The sequence below is a fragment of the Streptosporangium sp. NPDC000239 genome, from assembly GCF_040300765.1.
Classification (GTDB): Bacteria; Actinomycetota; Actinomycetes; order Streptosporangiales; family Streptosporangiaceae; genus Streptosporangium.
In genome coordinates this window covers 341,256-358,660 of record NZ_JBEPEI010000004.1, presented here as the reverse complement: position 1 = coordinate 358,660, position 17,405 = coordinate 341,256, and the positions used below count along the sequence as shown (strand labels likewise).

Genomic DNA, 17,405 nt, shown 5'->3' with positions numbered 1-17,405 from the left:
GGGCCGGTTTCGCGGGCGCGGCGGTCAGGCGCGCAGGGCGCTGACCAGGGTTCGGAGCTCGGAGACGCGCAGCGCCCACGCGGCCAGGCCGTACAGCAGGGCCCCGCACGCGCCCGCCGCGAGCACCACGGCGAGCGAACCCGCCCACCCCGGTCCGGTGACCTGCCCGGTCAGGCGCGCCACGACGGCCGCGGCCCCGCCCGCGACGAGCGCGGCGGGGAGCATCCGGCCGTGCGCGCGCAGCAGACGGTGACCGTCGACCCTGCCGAGTCTGCCCCGCAGTACGGCCGCCGCCACGAGGAACCCGGCGCAGTTGGCCAGCGCGTACCCGACCGCGACCCCGACGACCATCCGTGGGCCGGGCACCAGCCACGCCGAGACCACCGCGCCGCCGATCGTGGTCGCCGTGACGAGCAGCCCGATCATGGCCGGGGTACGGGTGTCCTGCATGGCGTAGAAACCGCGCAACAGAACCTGATAGCCGCAGAACGGCACCAGGGCCAGGCCGTAGGCGGCCAGGACCGACCCGGTGAGCGCGGCGGCCGAAGGGGTGGCGTTGCCATGGGCGAACAGGGCCGTGGCCAGGTACGGGCCGAGCACGACCAGGAAGGCGGCCACTGGCAGGAGCACCACGCCGGACAGCCGCAGACACCGGGACAGTTCGGTCGTCACCAGCGACAGGTCCCGCCGCGCCGCGGCCCGACTCAGCCCCGGCAGCACTCCGGTGACGATGGACACGGTGACGACCGCGTAGGGCAGCTGGAACAGCGTGTAGGCGTTGGCGTAGGCGCCGAGGGCTCCCTCCCCCGAGGCCAGGGCGAGCCGGTTGACCACGACGATCGCCACCTGCGCGGCGGCCACGGACAGGAGCGTCCAGCCCGCCATGGCCGCGATCCGCCGGACACCGACCCCTCGCGGGTCGGCGCGCAGCCGTATCCGGAACCCGGTGCCGCGCGTGGCCAGGCAGAGCACGAGCGCCTGTACGGCGACGCCCGCCGTGGTGCCCACGTCGAGCAGCCAGGTCTGGGCGGCGGTCAGCCTCTCAAGGCTGCCGGTGCCGCCGATCGCCAGGTAGGCGGCGGTGGTCGCGACGACCACGAGGTTGTTGGCCACCGGCGCCCACATCGGTACGGCCTGGCGGCCTCGGGCGCTCAGGACGGCGGCCAGGGTCGTCCCCACGCCGTAGAACAGGACCTGCGGCAGGAAGAAACGGGTGAGCACGATCGCCACCCGCCGCTGGTCCGCGCCGAGGTCACCGGCGCACAGGTCCACGATCTGCGGGGCGAACAGGGTGGTGACCACCACGGTGACGCCCAGGCCGTAGACCACCAGCGACAGCAGCCGTTGCGCGTAGAGCTCGTCGGGATACCGGACGAGCAGCGGGACCAGGACGCTGGTCAACGCCCCGCCGAGCACCAGGTCGTAGATCGAGTTGGGCAGCGTGTTGGCGACGGTGTAGGTGTCGAACAGGCCCTTCCCGAGCCCGAGCGCGGCGACCAGTGCCAGTGTGCGCAGGAAACCGGTGACCCTGGAGACGAACGTCCCCACGGCCATGGCCCGCCCCGCACGCGCGAGTCCTTCGTCCATGAACGCCATATTTCATGAACAGGACATGGAAGGTGAGACGTTTGACGGGAATCGGATCAGGAATTTCGGTCAAATATGCTTATATTGGACAGAAAGTCCTACGGTGTGTGAGTGCCGGCGTGGATGGCTCCGGCTCTATTCCGCTCAAGCTGCTTGACCTCTGTTGATGTGCCGTACACGCTCAGGGTGGCGATTTGCGACCTTGGGGGTGCAATCTCATGCAAGGTTCCGGCGCAGCCAAGCCGATCACGGTTACCTTCTTCTGCAAGGACCCTGACTCCAAGGATGAGGAAGACTGCCCCAGCCTCTACCGCACCAACCGGGGAAGCTGGATGGTTCAGGGTCTCCGTCATGGTGAGGACGTCGCGGTCCAGCTACGCGCCTTGAAGGATGACGAGAGTTTCGTCGAAATCTCCGAGGCGCTGGTGGAGCGGTTCGTGAGGATGTATGTCAAGGAGCACTATGGAGTCGATCTCAGTCCAACGTCGGGCTGAACTGGCGCGGGCGAGTCGAGACACCCGCAAGCTTGAGCTACACGACTATTACGGTGCTGACAAGGAGGATCTGAAGCTCTTCCTGGCGGGTGATCTGGACGCTGTGGACGCCTCCTACCGGCAATGGGCCGCCAAAGTCGCCGAGAAGGAACGCGATGGCAGACATCTGCGCCGAGTGAGACTGGTCTCCGAACCACTCTCGGACTACCAGCGCATGTCCCTCCGCTACTCCGGCAGCGCGGTCGACGCGGGTGAGGATCTGCGCTGGCTGCCCCGGCGGCTCGCTTCCACGGTGCTGCTTCCCGGCAACGACATGTTCGTCCTGGACGGCAGGCTCGCCATGTTCAACGTTCTGGACGGGAACGGGGAGCGGGCCGACATCCAGTTCACTGACGATCCCGCTGTCGTCGCTCGCTGCCTGGAGATCTTCGAGGCGGCTTACTCCGCAGCGATTCCACATCATGAGTACCGCCCGGTCTGACCCACGTGCAAGACCAGTCGGCTGAGGCGCGGAAAGCCTTCGGCATCAGACTCCGGGATCTGCGCCGAGACGCTGGACTGAACGGCAAGAAGCTGGCCGACCTCACGGGCATGCACCCCACCAAGGTCAGTCGTATCGAGCATGCCCGGCAGAATCCCTCTGAACAAGACATTCGTGACTGGTGCACAGCCTGTGGCGTCGAGGGCCTCGTTCCCGAGCTGATCGCTGTCCACCGTGACGTGCGACGCATGTGGCAGGAGTATCGGACGACCTTCCGCACGCACAGCCAGCAGGCAGTTCAGGCTCGCGGTACCCCGTTGTACGAGCGGACCAAGCTCTTGCGGGTGTACGAAGCCATCGTCGTGCCCGGCATCCTGCAAACTGTGGGCTACTCGCGTGGCATCCAGACCATCAGTGCCATGCTCCATGACCTGCCGATGGAGGGCGTGGAAGGAGCAGTTCAGGCCCGCCTGGGGAAACAGCGCTTTCTCACCGGGGGCACGGCTCATATGTACAGCTTCGTTATCGAAGCCGCCGTTCTCACCTATGCCTACGGCGACATGGATGCGATGAACGAGCAGTTCGACTTCCTGTCACGGGTTACCCGCTTGCCCAACGTTGCGTTTGGCATTATTCCACCCGGATTCCGCAAGATTTGGGGTGGAGAATGCTTCTATATGTTCGACTCCGGACTTGTGCGCAGCGAGATGTGGTCTGGGCGTTTCCAGACCACTCGTGCCGAAGACCTCGCCTACTTCATGAAGGTTTTCACCCTGCTGCAGAGGCAGGCCGTTTATGGGGACGAAGCACGGGCCCTTATCGAACAGGCGCGTGACTTTCTGCAATCACATGAAATCTCCTAGCCTCCGCTCCGGGCCGTTGGCACATTGAGGTCGTGACCTTCACTCGGCACCACGAGCGGTGCCTGAGAGAGGCCGCTGACACGTGCGTCGACGTCTGAGCGGGCTTGGTCCCGTGGAAGCCCGGAAACGAAGGGAACCCGATGAGACCTCTGGTGGGTAAGCACGACGACGACAAGAAGTCCGGCGACAAGCCGTTGCCCAAGCAGCCGAAGCCGTCTCAGGATGGTCAGCAGCCGGGTGGGCAGGGAGACGGCAAGCACGCGGGCGGCGGTAAGAAGTGACCGATCTCATCGACCGGATAGCCGGGCCCTTCGAGGCGCTGGGCCCTCGGTGGCTGGAGGCCCTGAAGGCGAACCCGAGAGAGCTGTTCATCCCAGGCCAGGCATGGGTGTCGCCGGGTGACGGGCCCGGCTATGTGATCGACCGGGACGCGGACACCTCAGCCTGGGAGAAGGTCGTCTACAGCGACATCTCGATCGTCACCCAGATCGACGACGGGGCCACACCCCTGGTCGAGGGGTATGAGGAGGGAAGCCTCTACAGCTCCTCCAACTCCATGCCCACGATCGTGGCCACCGAGCTTGGGCTTCTCGGCCTCCACGCCGACGACCACGTGCTGGAGATCGGCACCGGCACCGGCTGGACGGCGGCGCTCGTCTCCAGTTTCGTCGGCGGTGGCCAGGTCACCAGCGTCGAGATCGACGCCGACGTCCACCGGCAGGCGCGAGCCAACCTGGCGCGGGCCGGTCGCGACGCCGTCCGGTTGGTCCATGGGGACGGAGCCCTGGGGTATCCAGGCGGTCAGCCGTACGACGCGGTGCATGTCACCGTCGGCGCGACCGAGGCGTCACCCGCGTGGATCAGGCAGACGCGGCCGGGCGGCACCGTCGTGTTTCCGTGGATGCCGATGTGGCGGTATGGCGCGTTCGTCGTCCTGCGTGCCCTCGGCGACGGTACGGCGGTTGGTCGTGTCGAATCGGGCTGTTCGTTCATGATGATGCGCGGTCAGCGTCCGGAGGAGCTTCGGGGGCTCGGCGATGACGTGCGCAGGCGTCCGGCCCGGATCGACCCGCGGAGGATCACCGGGGAGTGGGCCGCCTCCGTCTTCCTGAACGCGATGCTGCCCGGCGTCGTCTGTACCACTGAGCACGACGGTGGGTTCGTCCTGTGGGCGCACTCCGACACCTCGGCCGCCTACGTGGCCTGGAGCGAAGGGGAGAACGACTGGATCGTGCGGTACAGCGGCGACCGTGACGTGTACGGCGAAGCCGAGGAGGCGTTCCTGCGCTGGATCTCCTGGGGTTGCCCGGCCGGCGACCGGTATGGCTACACCGCCACGCCTGAAGGTGACGTCATCTGGGTGGACCATCCAGGACGCGTCGTCAATCCGTGACGGTCAGAAGGGGCGGCCGCCGCCTGCGCCGAAGTTGGTTTCGTGGCTCCACAGGTGGGTGCAGCCGGGGCACTGCAGGTGCAGCAGGCTTCCCGTGGTGCGGATGAGATAGCGCCAGTGGTCCGAGCAGTTGCGGCCGTCGGAGCAGGGGGCGCAGTCCCTGTCGTCGCGGCATCCCGGGCAGGGGACCCAGGCCCTGCGTCCCAGGTCGGCGTGCGGATCAATCGGCAGCATGCCCCGCCCCCCGGTACGGCAGGACCCCGGCGGCGACGAGCATGTCGTAGATCTCCTGCTGTCGCTCGTCGAGGCCCGAGTAGAGCAGGTCGTAGGCCTCCTCCTCGCCCCGCATCACCGCGATCGGGTCCCAGTCGTCTCCCAGGGCCTCCATGACCGCGGCCCGCCGCCGGGCCTCCTCAAGCGTGAGGTCGATCTCGACGACGACGTGTGCGTTGCTGTTGTCCTGACTCATGAGACTTTCCTGTGGGTCGCTCTGGGCTTTCCTTGGCGGGGTTTCGCGGGGGCCGGGCCCGTGGGCTTCCCCGCTGCTTCGTGGGGCTCGCGGAGCTCATGGGCTTCCCGCATGCCTTCACGGGGTTTCCGTGACGGAGACGTGGCGGATCTTTGTGATCAGTCGGACATCCGGCGACGCGCCACGAGGCCTCTTTATACCTTTTTATACCTTATGTCGTTTTTCTTGCCTAGTTCGTGACGTGTCTCACGGGATGTCGTGCCATGGTTGACCTGAACATATGTTGAGGTCTTAGTGTTCGGGGAGGCCACACCTGGAGGGCGGCCACGCCCCGTCTCCACGCGGACGCGGTCACGCGGCGGTTTTGTCGGTGACGGATGAGAGCCTTTCGGTGTCGTCAACCTGTTCGAAGAGCGGTCGGAAGGCCACCACCCCCCCGGAGAAGAGCGATGGACATAGAAGTCACCGCGTGGACGTCGATGTACCACGCGATGCACGCCCAGAACGAGCGCAGGCCCTTCTCCCGGGCGACCCTGCGGCGCATCGGCGCCTTCGCCAGGCCGCACCGCCGGTTCCTGACGTGGTTCCTGCTGCTCAGCGTCACGACGGCGGTTCTCGCGGTCGCGACTCCCGTGCTCGCGGGCCGGGTCGTCAACGCGATCGTCGAGGGCGCCGACTTCGGCCTCGTCGTGCTCCTGGCCTCCCTGATCGCCGTCATCGCGGTCGTCGAGGCCGGGCTCGGGCTGGTCACCCGCTGGTTGTCGGCGAGCATCGGCGAGGGGCTCATCCTCGACCTGCGCACCACCGTGTTCGACCACGTGCAGCGCATGCCGATCGCCTTCTTCACCCGCACCCGCACCGGCGCCCTGGTCAGCAGGCTGAACAACGACGTCATCGGGGCGCAGCGGGCCTTCAGCGACACCCTCTCCGGCGTGGTCGGAAACATCGTGACGCTCGTGCTCACGCTCATCGTGATGGTCGGGACCTCCTGGCAGATCACCCTGCTGGCCCTGCTCCTGCTGCCGCTCTTCGTGCTGCCGGCCCGCCGGATGGGCACCCGTCTGGCCAGGCTCGAACGCGAGTCGGCCGACCACAACGCCGCGATGATCACCCAGATGACCGAGCGCTTCTCCGCGCCGGGCGCCACGCTGGTGAAGCTCTTCGGCAGGCCCAGGCGCGAGTCGGCGGAGTTCGAGGGGCGGGCCAGGCGGGTGCGCGACATCGGCGTGCGCACGGCCATGTCCCAGTCGGTGTTCGTCACCGCGCTGGTGCTGGTCTCCGCGCTCGCCCTGGCCGTCGTCTACGGCCTCGGCGGGTTCTACGCGCTGCGCGGGCAGCTCGAACCGGGCGCGGTCGTGGCGATGGCGCTGCTGCTCACCCGGCTCTACGCCCCGCTGACCGCCCTGGCCAGCGCGCGGGTCGAGGTGATGACCGCGCTGGTGAGCTTCGAGCGGGTCTTCGAGGTGCTCGACCTCAAGCCCCTCATCACCGACGCCCCGGACGCCAGGCCGGTGCCCGAGGGGCCGGTCTCCATCGAGTTCGACGGGGTCGGCTTCGCCTATCCCTCGGCCGACAAGGTGTCGCTCGCCTCACTTGAGGAGGTCTCGACCCTCGACACCCGTGGTGGCGTCGAGGTGCTGCACGGGGTGTCCTTCCGCGCCGAGCCCGGGCAGATGGTCGCGCTGGTGGGCTCCTCGGGGGCGGGCAAGTCGACGATCGCGCAGCTGGCGGCCCGTCTCTACGACGTCGACAGCGGCGCGGTGCGGCTGTCCGGTGTCGACGTCCGTGACCTGAGCGCCGAGTCGGTGCGTGAGACGCTCGGCATGGTGACGCAGGACGGGCACCTGTTCCACGAGTCCGTCCGCGCCAACCTCCTGCTGGCCCGCCCTGAGGCCACGGATGAGGAGATCTGGGAGGTGCTGCGGCGCGCCCGGCTGGCCGACCTCGTCTCGGCGCTGCCCGACGGGCTGGACACGGTCGTGGGTGAGCGCGGATACCGCCTGTCCGGTGGTGAGCGTCAGCGTCTGACGATCGCCAGGCTGCTGCTGGCACGCCCCCGGGTCGTCATCCTCGACGAGGCGACCGCCCACCTGGACTCCACCTCGGAGGCCGCCGTCCAGGAGGCCCTGGGCGAGGCGCTCGCCGGGCGGACCTCGGTGGTGATCGCCCACCGGCTCTCCACCGTCCGCGCCGCGGACCTCATCCTCGTGGTCGAGAACGGCCGCATCGTGGAGCGCGGCACCCACGCCTCCCTCCTCGCCGCCGGCGGCCGCTACGAGGAGCTCCACCGCACCCAGTTCAACCAGTCAGAGGAGAAGGAGCCCGTCCACTGAGCCAGTCTCCACGGTCTGAACTCGTCCCTACGGTCTGAGCCCTCTTTCTCAAGGGCTCGGGGCGTGGGGACGCAGCCGATGAGACCGCGGACCGGGGAAACGGTGGGGCGCGCGGGGGGAGCGAACGGGCGCCGGAGGGGCCGCGACCGGTGCCCCCGGCGACCAGCGGGAAGGTCAGCTCAGGAGGTTGGGGAGGCGGTCGTTGACGATGCCGTACAGGAGGTCCAGGCTCTCCTCGACCGGGAGGTTCGTGTCGAAGCGGACCAATCCCTCCTCGTCGGCGACGATCTGGTAGTTCATGTAGAGCTGCTGGTCGTGGTCGGCCTCGATGTAGGAGTCACGCCAGTCGGTACGGCGTCCGACCCGGCCCTGCGAGACCTGGAAACCCGGGTCGCACAGCAGCGTCAGGTCCGGCCTGGGCACGTGCTTGCAGATCTCGAAGAACCACTCCTCGTTGGCGAAGCCGCGTGCCCGCATCTGTGCCAGCGCCGTGAAGACGTACCTGTCGGTGATGACCGTGCGCCCCTCGCGGAGTGCGGGCAGCACCACCTCGTGGAGGTTCTGCAGCCGGTCGCTGGTCAGCAGGCAGATCAGGGCGCGGTAGTCGACCTGGTGCCGCTCCTCCGGGTGGTAGATGTAGCGGGTGAACAGCGGGGACTCCCGGGCATACCTGGACGGCTGCATGGTCACGACCGGTTCCACACCACCCGAGGCCAGCCGCTTGGAGAGCCCCTCGATAAGGCTGGTCTTCCCACTGCCGTCCATGCCGCAGAAGGCGATGAACGTGCCGGGGAGGTCGTGGTCGTAAAGGGGAAGGGCCATGTCCGGGCTCCTCTCAGAGTCCTCTCTTGGGCAGATGACGGTACAGCTGATGGGGCGGCCACGGGGCAAGCCGGTTCCTCTCGGGGCCGGACGGTGCTCCGGCCCCGGGCCGGGTCAGATGGCGGTGTAGCCGCCGTCCACCAGCAACTCGGTGCCGGTGACGAACCGGGCGTCGTCACCGGCGAGGAAGTGGATGGCACCGGCGATCTCCTCGGGGCGTCCCTCGAAGCGTAGCGGCGCCCCGAAGGAGTGACGCTCCCGCCGGGGACCGTCGGCGGAGGTGTAGACGGTCTCGGCGAGTCTCCGGGTGTTCTCGCCGAGCCGGGTGGCCGTCCGTCCCGGGCTCACGATGTTCGCCCGCACGCCGTACGGGGCGTTCTCCACGGCGAAGGCGCGTACCAGCTGCACCAGGCCCGCCTTGGACGCCTCGTAGGCGGCGCACCCGCCACCGGCGCCGATCACGTGGGCCGAGACCGAGCCGACCGCGACGACCGAGCCGCCGGAGGAGAGCCGCAGCAGTGGCGCCGCCCGCTTCAGGCACAGGAAGGGGCCGGTGAGGTTGACGCCCAGGATGTAGGACCAGTCGTGTTCCGACATGTCGGAGACGAACCCGTCGCTGGTGACGCCCGCCGCCAGGACCAGGGTGTCCAATCCCCCGGCGTCCGCCATCCGGGCGAAGAGGTCCTCGACCTGCTCGGCCACGGAGACGTCCACCGCGTACGGCCGGACCCGGTCGGCGCCGTGTTCGGCGGCCAGCCGTTCGGCGGCCTGGGTGAGGGCGGTCTCGTCGCGGTCGACCAGGGTGACCTGGTCGCCGCGCGTGAGGAAGATCTCGGCGGCGGCGTGACCGATGCCGCTGGCGGCGCCGGTCACGCACACGCGACGGGGAGCCGTCACCGCCTGCCTCCCAAGGCGCCGGGGAGTTCGCCGCCCGAGGCGCGGGGGAGTTCGCCGCCCAAGGCACCGGGAAGTGCACCGCCCAAGACGCCGGGAAGTGCGCCACCCCAGGAGCCCGGAGCCTCGCGGGGCGTCTGACGTTCCCGGGAGGTCGTCACTCCCACTCCACGGTCGCCGGGGGCTTGCTGGTGATGTCGTACACCACGCGGCTGATGCCCGGCACCTCGTTGACGATGCGGTTGCTCACCGTCGCCAGGAAGTCGTGGGAGAAACGCGACCAGTCGGCCGTCATCCAGTCTTCGGTGTCCACGGCGCGCAGGGCCAGGACGTCCTCGTAGGTCCGGGCGTCGCCGAGCACGCCGACGGTCCGCTCGGAGGTGAGGACGGCCAGCGCCTGCGCGGTGTGCCGGTAGAGACCGGCCGCGCGCAGCTCCGAGATGAAGATGTGGTCGGCCCGGCGCAGCCGTTCCAGCCGCTCCCGGGTCACCGCGCCGGTCATCCGTACGGCGAGGCCGGGGCCGGGGAAGGGGTGGCGGTCGACGATCTCCTCGGGCAGGCCGAGGCTGCGGCCCACCTGGCGCACCTCGTCCTTGAACAGGAACGACAGCGGGTCCAGGAGTTCCAGGCGCATGGTGTCGGGCAGCCCGCCCACGTTGTGGTGCGTCTTGATCTTCGCCGCGGCCGAGGAGTGGCGCTTGGAGTCTCCGGCGCTCTCGATGACGTCCGGGTAGGTGGTGCCCTGGGCGAAGAAGTCGGCGTCGCCGAGGGTGGGGGCGACCTCCTCGAAGACCTCCATGAAGCTGCGGCCGATCCGGCGGCGCTTCTCCTCGGGGTCGACCACGCCGTCGAGGGCGCTGAGGAACTTCTCACTGGCGTCCACCTTGACGACGCGCATGTTCAGGTGGCGGGAGAACACGTCCATGCACTGCTCGGCCTCGCCGAGGCGCAGCAGCCCGTTGTCGACGAACACGCAGGTCAGCTGGGAGCCGACGGCCCGGGAGACCAGGGCGGCGGCGACGCCGGAGTCGACTCCGCCCGACAGCGCGCAGATGACGCGCCGGTCGCCGATCCGGGTGCGCAGCCAGTCGACGGTGTTCTCGATGAACGACGTGGCCGACCAGTCGCCCGCGCAGCCGCACAGGTCGAGGGCGAAGTTGCGCAGCAGGTCGCGGCCGAAGGCGGTGTGCGCGACCTCGGGGTGGAACTGCACGCCCCAGAACAGGGCGCCGTCGCCGATGACGGCGATCAGGCCGTCGCCGCTGCGCGCGAACACCTCGAAGCCGGGCGGCACCTCGACGATGTGGTCGGTGTGGCTCATCCACGCGACGGAGTTCGACTCGACGCCGGTGAGCAGGGGGGAGTCGCCTTCGAGGAGCACCTCGGCGCGGCCGAACTCCCGGCTGGGGGCGGAGGCCACCCTGCCGCCGAGGGAGTGGGCGAGCAGCTGGGCTCCGTAGCAGATGCCGAGGACGGGAATCCCCAGGTCGAGCAGTCCTTCGGGCAGTCCGGCGGCGCCGTCGTCGTAGACGCTGTGCGGGCCGCCGGACAGCACGATCCCGCGCGGTTTGCGCGCGGCGATCTCCGAGACGTCGGCGGTCGCGGGCATCAGTTCGCAGTACACGCCCAGTTCACGGATTCGGCGGGCTATCAGGAGGCTGTACTGCGAGCCGTAGTCGAGCACGACCAGCTCAGCCTGCTCGACGGAGGGGCGGTTGAAGGTGGGGCTCACGTCGGAGCGTGACATGCGAATCCATTCGGGCGGTCTCGGTGGTCCCACGCGGGTTCCACAAGTACTCAGATCATACGTATTAAGTATGAGGACGAGGCCTGGAAACAAGCCCCGCGTGAGGCCCTTCACATTTATGCAGGTCAAGGCCTCGTGACTGCTTGGAGAGCCAGCGGATCCGGCCCTCGTGAACGGTAAACCTTCTTAACTATAGGTCCTTGACACTACCAAAGTCATACGTATGATGAGGCTCACTTGTAAGCCCGTTTGTGGGCTAATGGGTGCTTTGGCCGCCTGAAAAAGCGTGTCTCCCGCCCATAACTCTGCAGCTGGGAGTGAGCACAGATGTCCACCAAATCTGAACTCCAGCGGTCCATCGACGGCGGGGCCATCCCTCCCTTCGTCTACTGCTATCCGGTGCGTTCCTCCTACCGCCCACTGGATCCGGGGCGGGCCGTCGAGGCCATCTGGGAAGAGGACCTGAGCCATTCGCCGACGCGCGAACTCAACCTCTACCTGCACGTTCCCTTCTGCAGGTACAAATGCGGGTTCTGCAACCTGTACACCGTCATCTCCGAGGACGCGGACGTGTACGACGCCTACACCGAGGCGCTGTGCGCGGACATCCGCAGGCACGCCTCGGTGATCCGGGACCGGCGATTACGGACGGTCTACATCGGCGGGGGAACGCCGAGCCTGCTGCACCGCCGCAACTTCGACCAGATCTTCGACACGCTGACCGAGGTCTACCCCAACTGGCGCAGCACCACCGAGGAGGTCGCGGTCGAGGCGACGCCCGACTCCATCGTCGACCGGCCCGACACCCTGCGCCACCTGATCGCACGCGGCCTGACCAGGGTCAACATGGGCATCCAGTCCCTGCGGCCGCAGGAGATCCGTGAGGCGGGACGCGGCCAGGCCAACGAGCGCACGGTCCGCAAGGCGATCGAGATCGTCAAGACGACGGACCTCGCCAACCTCAGCACCGACCTGATCATGGGATTCGCCGGACAGGACGACCAGTCCTGGCGCGAGTCGGTCGACGAACTGGTCTCCCTGGCCCCCGAGACGATCAGCACCTACTTCCTGACGATCCGCCCGGACGCCTGGTTCTCCAAGACCGGCAGGTACCGGTACATGCGCAACGGCGCCCTGTACGACCGCTACGACTACGCGCAGGAGAAACTGCTGTCGGCGGGATACGTCCAGGAGTCCAACGTCCGGTACAAGAAGCCGGGACGCGGGGGCTACGTCCAGAAGGTCCTGCAGTTCCACGGCGTCCCCGTGCTCGGCCTGGGCGCCGGGGCGCGGACCTACACCAACACGGTCGACTACATCGTCGGCGGCAGCGCCAACCCCACGCTCGCCGAGGTCGGCGACTACATCAAGGGCGCCAACACCGGCAGCCTCGCCCCCCGGGCCGGGTTCGTCTACGACGACGTCGAGCGGATCCGCAAGCGGCTGGCCCTGGACCTGTTCGACCTGAACCTGCACGACCTCGACAGGTACGGCTACCGCGAGCACGCCCACCTGTTCGAGCCCGTCCTGCTCGCCGCCGAGGAACTCGGCCTGCTGACCCGCCTGCCCGGGGACCGGGTGCAGCTCACCAGGACCGGCTTCAAGTACCGCGACATCATCTCCTGGATGTTCTACTCCCCGGAGGTCGTGCGCCTCGACGAGGAGTTCTACCGGGAGCTGCACAACCAGAACTCCCGGGCCACCCGCCTGCTCGGCAACCCCTCGTTCATCTCCGGCCTGTCGGCCGCGGTCTGAGAGGGGACGAGATGCCGGTACTCGCCGTTCTCGGAGCCCACTGGGGAGACGAGGGCAAGGGAAAGATCGCAGCGGCCCTCAGCCGGGACGCCCACGTGTGCGCCCGCTTCCAGGGCGGGCCGAACGCCGCCCACTCGGTGCTCGCGCCGGGCCGTACCGAGCCGTGGGTGCTGCGGATGGTGCCCAGCGGGATCCTGAGCGGAGCCGTCGGCGTCGTCGGCGGCGGCTGCGTCATCGAGCCCAGGATGCTGCTGAACGAGGTGGCGACGCTGCGCGCCGCCTTCCCCGACGTGACGGACCGCCTGCGCGTCTCCCTGCGGGCCCACGTCATCACCGCCGACCACCGGGAGGCCGACAGCGCCGGAAGCGGCGTGGGCAGCACCCGGATGGGCGTCGGCCAGGCCTACCGCGACAAGGCGGCGCGCACGGGACTGCGGGTCAGGGACCTGCTGACCGGCGGGGACCGGCTGCCCGCCGACCTGCGGCCGGTCGCCGAGGAGTTCGCCGACCTGATCGGTCACTGCTGTGTCGACGAGGTCGCCTACCTGCGCGACCGGCTCGACCACGGCGCGCGGGTGGTCGCCGAGGGCGCCCAGGGCAGCAGGCTGGACCTCGACCACGGCGACTACCCCTACGTGACCTCAAGCAACACCACGGTCGGGGCGGTCCTCACCGGCCTGGGGGTCGGCCCCAGGGACATCGCGAGCGTCCTGCTGGTGACCCCCGCCTACGTCACCAAGGTCGGCGGCGGTGAACTGCCCTCGCGGCTGTACGGCGAGCTCAACGCCGAACTGCAGGAACGCGGCGAGGAACTCGACCGCGCGACCGACCTGATGCGGGACACCGGCTGGCTCGACATCGGCTGGTTGCGCAGCGCCTGCCGCCTCAACCAGGCGGACGGGATCGTGATGACCAAGTTCGACGTGCTCGCGGGCTTCCCGGCGATCGGGCTCTACGACCAGGACAGGGCCCCCGCGGTACGGATGCTCCCCGGCTGGAGCGCCGAGGACGTCGCCGCCGCGTCCGGGGGCGCCGAGGCGCCCCCCATCGCGGCCTACCTCGCGGAGGTCGAGCGGCACTGCGCCACCCCGGTGGTCGCGGCGGGCCGCGGGGCGGGGCTGGACGACTGGTGGTGGCGCGGCGCCGAGGAAGACCTGTGGAGGTCGCCCGACCAGGCCCTGGTCGTGAACTGATGATCGAGGTCGACGTGGGCGACGCCGTACTCGGCAACCTGCGGATCGGGATCAGCCCACTGTGGGAGACGGTCGCGAGCCTGTCGCTGCTCAGCAGGCGGGACGCCTGCCCGTGGCCGTACACCGTGTGGGCCAGGAACGCCAGGCAGGCGCTCGCCAGGGGACGCGGGGGTGAGGCCCTGGCGTGGTTCGCCGGGGTCGGGCTCCCGCTGCCCGCCTTCCTCACCCCGGCCCCGCCGCCGGGGGCGGCCGGGATCGACGAGGAACTCGCCGCGCTGCGCGCCGTACCCGAGGAGACGGTCAGGGAGGAACTGGCCCGCCGCCACCCGTCGGGGACGCCGGAGCCGTTCGCCCGGTTCGCCAGGGAGCCCCGGGAGGCGCTCGACTGGTACGCGGACCTGCTCCAGGACTACTGGGCGGCCACGGTCGCGCCGTACTGGTCGGCCATGCGGCCCGTCCTGGACCAGGAGGTGCTGCTCCAGGCCAGGGTGCTGGCCACCGCGGGCGGCGGGGCCGTACTCGGCAGGCTCGGCGGGCGGCTGCGCTGGGACCGGCCGACGCTGAGCCTCAACGACTCCTCGGCGTCCCGGCGCGACATCCGGGGCGCGAGCAGGCTGGTGCTGGTCCCGCTGCTCTTCGCCCGCGGTACGCCGTTGTGCGCCACCGGTTCGCAGGAGGAGGTGGCGATCGCCTACCAGGCGCGCGGCTCGGCCGTACTGGCCGGGGGACGGGCGTCGGGGGCGGTCAGGCAGGACGCGGAGCCGGAACGCGGTGACCGGCTGGCGATCCTGGTGGGACGCGGCAGGGCCGCCATCGTCAGGGCGCTGGCGGTTCCCACCACCACCTCGGTGCTGGCGACGACCCTCGGCCTGGCGGCGAGCACGGTCTCGGAACACCTGACGGCTCTGGTCGCCGCCGGTGTGGTGCAACGGCATCGAATCGGTGTACGTGTGATGTATGAGCTGAACCGGTCAGGTCGGGCGCTGCTGGAGTATCTCGACAACGAGACCGTGCACCCGGCCGCCTGACGCCTGTTCCAGGAAGGACCACCGCATGCCACCGACGACGACGCCGTTGATGACGCCGTCCCTCACCGCCGACGAGAAGACCACGCTGCACGCCTTCCTGCGCTACCTGCGGGAGTCCGTGATCGCCAAGTCGGCGGGCGTCGACGACGAACAGGCCGCCAGGGAACTCGTTCCCTCGGGCAAGAGCCTGCTCGCGCTGCTCAAACACCTGACGGTCATGGAGCTCGGCTGGGTGAGCTGGGCGTACGCGGGCGTCGACCTCCCCTCCGAACTGTGCGACCAGGAGGTAAGGCCAGGGGAGACGGCCGAGGAGGTGATCGCGGCCTACCGTGCCGCCGCCGCCCGTTCGGACGCCGTCATCGACGGCTGCGCGTCCCTGGACGCACCCGGCGTGCGGACGCTGCGCCCGACCGCCCCGGCCACGCCGACCATGCGCTGGGTGCTGGCCCACCTCATCGAGGACACCGCCCGGCACACCGGCCACGCCGACGTGCTGCGGGAGCAGATCGACGGGCTCGCCGGGAACTGGAAGGGCAACACCCGGTGGTGAGCGGGCTCCACGAGGTGGAGACCGTCTTCACCGAAGGGCACGTCGAGATGCTCGACTGGTCGGGCGGCCCGGTGCTGGCCGACCAGGACGAGAAGGGCGTGCTGCTCACCGGCCCCGACGGTACGGTGCACCGGATCGACGACGAGGCCGACGTCACGATCTTCGCCGGGGACGAGGCCGCCTTCCTGTCCGTCCACCGGGACGGCACGACCCTGCGGGTCGTCCAGCGGCCCCTGCGCGGTGACCCGGTCACCTGGGAGGCCCCCCTGACGGGTGCCGCCGCGCGGGGGTGGGCGCCGTTCGACGCCCTGCCGGGACGGCCGGTCGGCGGGACCCGGGGCGTCGCGCTGGTCGTGGAGACGGACACGGGCGCCCAGGCGATCCTTGAGGCCTTCCCCGGCGGGACCGGGCGGATCCACCCGAACCGGTGGCCCGGCGAGTCGCCGGTCCACGTGGACGGCGGCCTGAACCTGGCCGTGACCCAGCTCCACGACGCCCCCGACCGGCCGGTGCTCCACGTGTGGCCCCTGGATCCGGACCTTGACGACCCCGTGGAGAGACGGGTCGAGGGACGCTGGCTCGACGTCCGCGACGGCCTGGCGCTCGTCGAACGCGACGGCAGGCCGGTGATGTGGCGGCCGGGCACGGACGTCGTCACCGACGAACTCCGGATCGAGGGAGACCTGGTCGACGCGCGTTTCCTGGGACCGGGCACGGACACGATCGCCGTGGTCGTCACCTCCGAGGGCGCCGACAGCCTGGTCGTCGTCGACCGGGCGAGCGGCGCCCGGCGGGCCGTACCGCTGCCGCCGGGCCGGATCCGGGTCTGCTCCGCCCACGCCGGGGGTGTCGGGCTGCGCCTGACCTCCGTCGTGAACGGCGGCGTGTGGGCCTGGCTGGCACCGGACGGGACAACGCGCACCGCGCCGGGAGGCGTCCCACCACTCGGCGGCGGCGCCGTCTCCAGCCACCGCTGGCAGGGCGCCACCCCCATCCACGTCCACCTGCCGGGAGGCAGGCCGACCGGCGTGGTGATCTCCCTGCACGGCGGGCCGGAGATCGTCGAACGGGACGAGCTCCGCTTCGACGGGCTCTACCGGAGACTCCTGGAACGCGGGATCGCCGTCCTCGCGGTGAACTACGCCGGATCGTCCGGCTACGGGGCGGCCCACACCAGACGCGCGTGGCGCGCCTGGGAGGAGACCCTGCGGGAGGACCTGACGGCCTGCCTGACGTTCGCGGAGCGCAAGGGCGTGCCCCGCGACCGGACGATCCTGCTCGGCGCCAGCTTCGGCGGCGGCCTCGCGCTGCTCGGCAACGCCATCCTGCCCGGTACGGCCGGCGTGGTCGCCTGCTCGCCCCTGGTCGACCTGGTGCGCCACGTGCGCAGGATGGTCGAGGAGGACCCCCGCTGCCGGGCCTGGTTCACCCGCAGGTTCGGGGACCTGACCGCCGAGGGAGCCGTCGCCCCCCTGGACCCGGTACGGCTCGCCTGCCCGGGGAGCGGTCCCGTCTTCCTCATCCAGGGCGACCGGGACCCGATCTCCAGCCTCGGGGACGTCCGGGACCTCGCACGGCTGGCGGCCGAACGCGGCCTGCCCTGGGAACTCGTCGTCGAGCCCGGCGTCGGCCACCGCCCCGCCACCCTCAGGCAGGCGCTGAACCGCCACCGCAACCTCATGGAGGCCCTGGAGAAGTTGGCCGGTCAGTGGGGGCATTCGGCTGGAACCGAATTCCTTGTCGGGCCCGCGGACGCCACCTAGGGTCACGATGGCGATCAGCCGTCCGTCCAGGAA

17 protein-coding genes are annotated in these 17,405 nt (G+C 69.7%); 11 read left to right on the top strand and 6 right to left on the bottom strand.

The window, feature by feature from the left end:
- Nucleotides 1-24 precede the first annotated feature (24 nt).
- On the bottom strand, nucleotides 25-1,587 hold the full coding sequence (gene murJ, locus ABT340_RS13920) for a murein biosynthesis integral membrane protein MurJ (protein ID WP_352011078.1): 1,563 nt from the start codon (nucleotides 1,585-1,587) through the stop codon (nucleotides 25-27).
- A 218-nt stretch (nucleotides 1,588-1,805) separates the two neighbouring features.
- Between murJ and ABT340_RS13915 the strand changes: the two genes are divergently transcribed.
- From ABT340_RS13915 to ABT340_RS13895, 5 genes are all read left to right on the top strand, one after another.
- A complete protein-coding gene (locus tag ABT340_RS13915) occupies nucleotides 1,806-2,081 on the top strand; it encodes a hypothetical protein (protein WP_352011077.1) in 276 nt (91 codons plus the stop codon).
- Complete coding sequence (locus ABT340_RS13910; RefSeq protein WP_352011076.1) at nucleotides 2,050-2,562, top strand: DUF6879 family protein; 513 nt, start codon at nucleotides 2,050-2,052, stop codon at nucleotides 2,560-2,562. The genes ABT340_RS13915 and ABT340_RS13910 overlap by 32 nt, the downstream gene beginning before the upstream one ends.
- Before the next feature lie 5 nt (nucleotides 2,563-2,567).
- Entirely contained in the window at nucleotides 2,568-3,425 is an 858-nt protein-coding gene (locus ABT340_RS13905) for a helix-turn-helix domain-containing protein (RefSeq protein WP_352011075.1), read from the top strand.
- 140 nt (nucleotides 3,426-3,565) lie between these two features.
- Nucleotides 3,566-3,706, top strand: a complete 141-nt coding sequence (locus ABT340_RS13900; protein WP_352011074.1) for a hypothetical protein — start codon at nucleotides 3,566-3,568, stop codon at nucleotides 3,704-3,706.
- The gene (locus ABT340_RS13895) at nucleotides 3,703-4,818 is read left to right on the top strand and encodes a methyltransferase domain-containing protein (protein WP_352011073.1); all 1,116 of its coding nucleotides are present in this window, start codon (nucleotides 3,703-3,705) and stop codon (nucleotides 4,816-4,818) included. The genes ABT340_RS13900 and ABT340_RS13895 overlap by 4 nt, the downstream gene beginning before the upstream one ends.
- 3 nt (nucleotides 4,819-4,821) lie before the next feature.
- On the opposite strand, the gene ABT340_RS13890 is transcribed toward ABT340_RS13895, so the two are convergent.
- Both ABT340_RS13890 and ABT340_RS13885 read right to left on the bottom strand, forming a co-directional pair.
- The gene (locus ABT340_RS13890) at nucleotides 4,822-5,052 is read right to left on the bottom strand and encodes a hypothetical protein (RefSeq protein WP_352011072.1); all 231 of its coding nucleotides are present in this window, start codon (nucleotides 5,050-5,052) and stop codon (nucleotides 4,822-4,824) included.
- A complete protein-coding gene (locus ABT340_RS13885; protein ID WP_352011071.1) occupies nucleotides 5,039-5,287 on the bottom strand; it encodes a DUF6400 family protein in 249 nt (82 codons plus the stop codon). The genes ABT340_RS13890 and ABT340_RS13885 overlap by 14 nt, the downstream gene beginning before the upstream one ends.
- A gap of 449 nt (nucleotides 5,288-5,736) precedes the next feature.
- Between ABT340_RS13885 and ABT340_RS13880 the strand changes: the two genes are divergently transcribed.
- A complete protein-coding gene (locus ABT340_RS13880) occupies nucleotides 5,737-7,620 on the top strand; it encodes an ABC transporter ATP-binding protein (protein WP_352011070.1) in 1,884 nt (627 codons plus the stop codon).
- Nucleotides 7,621-7,794: 174 nt separating this feature from the next.
- On the opposite strand, the gene tmk is transcribed toward ABT340_RS13880, so the two are convergent.
- From tmk to guaA, 3 genes are all read right to left on the bottom strand, one after another.
- On the bottom strand, nucleotides 7,795-8,442 hold the full coding sequence (tmk, locus tag ABT340_RS13875) for a dTMP kinase (RefSeq protein WP_352011069.1): 648 nt from the start codon (nucleotides 8,440-8,442) through the stop codon (nucleotides 7,795-7,797).
- A gap of 114 nt (nucleotides 8,443-8,556) precedes the next feature.
- A complete protein-coding gene (locus ABT340_RS13870) occupies nucleotides 8,557-9,339 on the bottom strand; it encodes an SDR family NAD(P)-dependent oxidoreductase (RefSeq protein ID WP_352011068.1) in 783 nt (260 codons plus the stop codon).
- Nucleotides 9,340-9,493: 154 nt separating this feature from the next.
- Nucleotides 9,494-11,083 carry a glutamine-hydrolyzing GMP synthase gene (guaA, locus tag ABT340_RS13865; protein ID WP_352011067.1) on the bottom strand — a complete coding sequence of 530 codons (1,590 nt, stop codon included), beginning with the start codon at nucleotides 11,081-11,083 and terminating at the stop codon, nucleotides 9,494-9,496.
- Nucleotides 11,084-11,410: 327 nt separating this feature from the next.
- On the opposite strand from guaA, the gene ABT340_RS13860 reads away from it, so the two are divergent.
- From ABT340_RS13860 to ABT340_RS13840, 5 genes are read left to right on the top strand one after another with little or no spacing between them, the layout of a single operon-like run.
- On the top strand, nucleotides 11,411-12,838 hold the full coding sequence (locus ABT340_RS13860; protein ID WP_352011066.1) for a coproporphyrinogen-III oxidase family protein: 1,428 nt from the start codon (nucleotides 11,411-11,413) through the stop codon (nucleotides 12,836-12,838).
- A gap of 11 nt (nucleotides 12,839-12,849) precedes the next feature.
- Entirely contained in the window at nucleotides 12,850-14,031 is a 1,182-nt protein-coding gene (locus ABT340_RS13855) for an adenylosuccinate synthetase (protein WP_352011065.1), read from the top strand.
- Entirely contained in the window at nucleotides 14,031-15,059 is a 1,029-nt protein-coding gene (locus ABT340_RS13850; protein WP_352011064.1) for an ArsR/SmtB family transcription factor, read from the top strand. Before ABT340_RS13855 ends, ABT340_RS13850 begins: the two co-directional genes overlap by 1 nt.
- Nucleotides 15,060-15,084: 25 nt before the next feature.
- On the top strand, nucleotides 15,085-15,609 hold the full coding sequence (locus ABT340_RS13845; RefSeq protein ID WP_352011063.1) for a DinB family protein: 525 nt from the start codon (nucleotides 15,085-15,087) through the stop codon (nucleotides 15,607-15,609).
- Nucleotides 15,606-17,372 (top strand): alpha/beta hydrolase family protein, encoded by a 1,767-nt coding sequence (locus tag ABT340_RS13840; protein ID WP_352011062.1) that lies wholly within the window; start codon nucleotides 15,606-15,608, stop codon nucleotides 17,370-17,372. Before ABT340_RS13845 ends, ABT340_RS13840 begins: the two co-directional genes overlap by 4 nt.
- Nucleotides 17,373-17,405: the final 33 nt, after the last annotated feature.

What these genes read in the sequence shown, in the direction of transcription:
- murJ (WP_352011078.1), bottom strand. Translation starts at nt 1,587, where the DNA reads ATGGACGAAGGACTCGCGCGTGCGGGGCGGGCCATGGCCGTGGGGACG.
- ABT340_RS13915 (WP_352011077.1), top strand. Translation starts at nt 1,806, where the DNA reads ATGCAAGGTTCCGGCGCAGCCAAGCCGATCACGGTTACCTTCTTCTGC.
- ABT340_RS13910 (WP_352011076.1), top strand. Translation starts at nt 2,050, where the DNA reads ATGGAGTCGATCTCAGTCCAACGTCGGGCTGAACTGGCGCGGGCGAGT.
- ABT340_RS13900 (WP_352011074.1), top strand. Translation starts at nt 3,566, where the DNA reads ATGAGACCTCTGGTGGGTAAGCACGACGACGACAAGAAGTCCGGCGAC.
- ABT340_RS13890 (WP_352011072.1), bottom strand. Translation starts at nt 5,052, where the DNA reads ATGCTGCCGATTGATCCGCACGCCGACCTGGGACGCAGGGCCTGGGTC.
- ABT340_RS13885 (WP_352011071.1), bottom strand. Translation starts at nt 5,287, where the DNA reads ATGAGTCAGGACAACAGCAACGCACACGTCGTCGTCGAGATCGACCTC.
- ABT340_RS13880 (WP_352011070.1), top strand. Translation starts at nt 5,737, where the DNA reads ATGGACATAGAAGTCACCGCGTGGACGTCGATGTACCACGCGATGCAC.
- tmk (WP_352011069.1), bottom strand. Translation starts at nt 8,442, where the DNA reads ATGGCCCTTCCCCTTTACGACCACGACCTCCCCGGCACGTTCATCGCC.
- guaA (WP_352011067.1), bottom strand. Translation starts at nt 11,083, where the DNA reads ATGTCACGCTCCGACGTGAGCCCCACCTTCAACCGCCCCTCCGTCGAG.
- ABT340_RS13860 (WP_352011066.1), top strand. Translation starts at nt 11,411, where the DNA reads ATGTCCACCAAATCTGAACTCCAGCGGTCCATCGACGGCGGGGCCATC.
- ABT340_RS13855 (WP_352011065.1), top strand. Translation starts at nt 12,850, where the DNA reads ATGCCGGTACTCGCCGTTCTCGGAGCCCACTGGGGAGACGAGGGCAAG.
- ABT340_RS13850 (WP_352011064.1), top strand. Translation starts at nt 14,031, where the DNA reads ATGATCGAGGTCGACGTGGGCGACGCCGTACTCGGCAACCTGCGGATC.
- ABT340_RS13845 (WP_352011063.1), top strand. Translation starts at nt 15,085, where the DNA reads ATGCCACCGACGACGACGCCGTTGATGACGCCGTCCCTCACCGCCGAC.